Source organism: Streptomyces sp. NPDC058371, from assembly GCF_042723265.1.
Taxonomy (GTDB): Bacteria; Actinomycetota; Actinomycetes; order Streptomycetales; family Streptomycetaceae; genus Streptomyces.
Genome location: NZ_JBHXJC010000029.1, coordinates 22473 through 25980, shown reverse-complemented (window position 1 = coordinate 25980; position 3508 = coordinate 22473). Strand labels below are relative to the sequence as shown.

Sequence of the window (3508 nt, the reverse complement as noted above, 5' to 3'; positions counted from 1 at the left end):
CGTTTGAACCATTCGGGGTCGCGGTCCTTGGCGGGGGTGTCCTCGAAGGTGTCCGGGACGGGCTCGTTGACGATCATGTGGTGGGTGACCCTCCGGTCTCCGGTGAGGACGGTCGCCGGTCAGTGCCGTGCTCACCCGGGGCGTCATGGCCGTGCGGCCCCCTGCTGACGGCGAGCACATGGGCACCACCCGGCCCCAGGCGTACGTAGTTGGCCCTGCCCCAGTGGTAGGTCTCGCCGGTGAGCTCGTCGCGCACCGGCACGGACTCGTGCCAGTCCAGGCCGAGTTGCGGCATGTCCAGCGAGACCGTGCCCTGCTGGGTGTGATGCGGGTCGAGGTTCGCCACCACCACGACCGTGTCCGTGCCGGCGCGCTTGCTGTAGGCGATCAGCGCGTCGTTGTCCGTGGCGTGGAAGCGCAGGTTTCTGATCCGGCGCAGCGCGGGATGGGACCGTCTGATCCAGTTGAGCTGCGTGATCAGCGGCGTGATGGTCCGGCCCTCCTGCTCGGCCGACGCCCAGTCGCGGGGCCTGAGCTGGTACTTCTCCGAGTCCAGATACTCCTCGCCGCCCGCGGCGGCCGGGGCGTTCTCGCAGAGCTCGTACCCGGCGTACACACCCCACGCCGGGGAGAGGGTCGCGGCCAGCACGGCCCGCACCTCGAAGGCGGGCCGGCCGCCTTCCTGGAGGTAGCCGGGCAGGATGTCCGGCGTGTTCACGAAGAAGTTCGGGCGCATGTACGAGGACGCGTCGCCCGACAGCTCGGTGAGGTAGTCGGTCAGCTCTTCCTTGGTGTTGCGCCAGGTGAAGTACGTGTACGACTGCTGGAAGCCGACCGCGGCCAGCCGCTGCATGATCGCGGGCCGGGTGAACGCCTCGGCCAGGAAGATCACGTCCGGGTCCGTGCGGTTGATGTCCGCGATGACCCGCTCCCAGAACACCACCGGTTTCGTGTGCGGATTGTCCACTCGGAAGATCCGGATCCCGTGGTCCATCCAGTACCGCAGCAGCCGGGTGGTCTCGGCGACCAGTCCTGGCATGTCCCGGTCGAAGGCGATCGGGTAGATGTCCTGGTACTTCTTCGGCGGGTTCTCCGCGTAGGCGATCGTCCCGTCGGGCCGGTGGTGGAACCACTCCGGATGCTTCTCCACCCACGGGTGGTCGGGGGAGCACTGGAGGGCGAAGTCCAGGGCCACTTCGAGGTCCAGGGCCGCCGCCCGCCGTACGAAGGCGTCGAAGTCGTCGATCGTGCCCAGATCCGGGTGGACGGCGTCGTGCCCGCCCTCCGGAGAGCCGATCGCCCAGGGCACACCGACATCCCAACGGCTGGCCGACAGGGTGTTGTTGGGGCCCTTGCGGAACGTCGTGCCGATGGGATGGACGGGCGGCAGGTAGATGACGTCGAAGCCCATCTCCGCGATGGCGGGGAGGCGTTCGGCGGCGGTGCGGAACGTGCCGCTGACCGGTGGCCGGTTCTCGCGGACCACGGCTCCCTCGGAGCGCGGGAAGAACTCGTACCACGCCCCGTACAGCGCCCGCTCGCGCTCCACGAGCAGCGGCAGCGCCGCCGAACGGGAGAGACGGTCGCGCAGCGGGTGCTCGGCGAGCAGGGCGTTGACCTCGGGAGTCAGGGCCGCCGCGAGCCGGGCGTCCGGCGGCAGGGAGTCGTCGCGGAGCATCTTGACGGCGGCCAGCACCGTCTTGCGTCCGGCGCCCTTGGGCACTCCGGCGGCGGCCCGCTCGTACAGCGCGACGCCCTCTTCCAGGATCAGCGGGATGTCGATGCCGGCCGCGACCTTGATGCCGGCGGTCCTGCGCCAGGCGCTGACGGGGTCGCTCCAGGCCTCGACCGTGTACGTCCACGTTCCCACGGCAGTCGGGGTGACCTCGGCGCCCCAGCGGTCGGTGCCGGGGGCGAGTTCCCGCATCGGGGCCCACGGTCCCGGTCGACCGCTCGGGTCGCGCAGCACGACGTTGGCTCCGACGGCGTCATGGCCCTCGCCGAACAGCGTGGCGGTGACCTGAAAGGTCTCGCCCGTGACCGCTTTCGCCGGGCGCCTGCCGCACTCGACCGCCGGCCGGACATCCACGATCGGGATGCGGCCGGTGGCCGGGTCGCGGTCCAGTTCCAGGTCCATGGGTTTCGCCTCCGCCGTCCTCAAGCCCTGTCTGCGGTTCGGAGCTGCAGGGGAAAGCCGCGCCGTGCGGCCCGGTGCGTTGCTATCTGCCGAGCGCCGGGCTCGGGCCGCGGCTTTCCACGCGAGGGCGGGAGCGGCCGCTGCGGTGCTGGACTGCCGCCTCCGAAGCCGCCGTCGAAGCCACTGCCGGAGTCGCCGCGTCGGCGTGCAGATAGCGCTCGGCGGCGACGGCCGCCTCCCGTGCGCACCGCTCACCCATCAGCACGCACAAGGTGTAGGCCGTGTTCTCGAACTTCCCCCGCACCGTGTCGTCGGCGGGTGCTGCGAGCAGCAGGCGTTCCCACGCCCGGTATCGCTCCAGATGCCGGGCGACCTCAGCTTTGGCGGGCAGCAACATCTCGCAGGTCACCTTCCCACTCTCTTGATGGCGCACGGTTCGCCCGAAGAGTCGTACGAGCCGTGCACGGAGAGGCACCGACCCGTCACGAGTCGGAGCCCTCCCTCATGGTGCACGCGGTGTCACTGAGCGTCTTGTTGGCTCTTCAACAACATTTGACTCGATCCTCGGAGTCCTCGTGTTGCACGAACGGAGTAGTGCTCTCACTCTGGGACTGACTCAGAAGCGATCAGTGCTCACGCTTCGTGTTCGGGGCTCGGCCCGTCAGGGCGGATGGGAGAAGCGAGAGCTTCGCTCGGTGAGGAGCCAACGACGATGAACGCTGTAGTGCCCTGCTACTACCACCTCGACGTGGAGGTCAGCCCCCAAAGGGTCGGACAGGTCAGGCGCATTCTGGCCGCCCACCTCCGGTACTGGAATCTGGAGATTCTCGTCGAGACCGTCTGTCAGTGCGCCGAAGTGCTGCTGCACACCATCGACCGCCATGCGACGGACAAGAACACCTCCATCGAGATGTGGTGGAACGGTCAGCACCTCATCACCGCCATCTCGGACAACAACCAGGACATCCGTCCGCACTACGCACCCCAGGGGTGCCTCGCCCAGATCGCCGCCCTGAGCGACGGCTGGGGCTGCTGCGCCACGGGTGTCGGCGGGAAGATCATCTGGTTCTCGCGCCGGGCCCAGGCTCCCGACCGTGCACCACTGGTGCCGCCCGCGCCCTCGCCCACCCTGCGGGAAGCGTGCCGGGCGCCGCGCGAGCTCCCGGTGCCGGCCCTCGCCGGCGACCCGACCGAGATCCCGGTCGAGGCCGAGACCCAGCGGGTCGGTGCCCGGGACGCGGAAGGTGTCCCGAGCCGGACCGCGGGGCGGCCGGCGGTCCCCGTGTGACGCTGGACCCCCGCGCCCCGCAGGGCGCTCGTGCCACCAGGACGGGAGGGGGTTCGGGCGAGAGGGCAAAGGTGCGGGATGGG

General features: G+C 69.9%; 3 protein-coding genes. 1 reads left to right on the top strand and 2 read right to left on the bottom strand.

What is annotated here, in order from left to right; translation table 11 throughout:
• Positions 1-73 precede the first annotated feature (73 nt).
• Positions 74-2137, bottom strand: coding sequence for an alpha-1,4-glucan--maltose-1-phosphate maltosyltransferase (locus ACFWM2_RS40360; protein WP_383291369.1), 2064 nt, complete (start codon positions 2135-2137; stop codon positions 74-76).
• 82 nt (positions 2138-2219) lie between these two features.
• Positions 2220-2534 (bottom strand): DUF5133 domain-containing protein, encoded by a 315-nt coding sequence (locus ACFWM2_RS40355; RefSeq protein ID WP_383291367.1) that lies wholly within the window; start codon positions 2532-2534, stop codon positions 2220-2222.
• Between the two features lie 315 nt (positions 2535-2849).
• Between ACFWM2_RS40355 and ACFWM2_RS40350 the strand changes: the two genes are divergently transcribed.
• Complete coding sequence (locus tag ACFWM2_RS40350; RefSeq protein ID WP_383291365.1) at positions 2850-3425, top strand: pep a2; 576 nt, start codon at positions 2850-2852, stop codon at positions 3423-3425.
• Positions 3426-3508 lie beyond the last annotated feature (83 nt).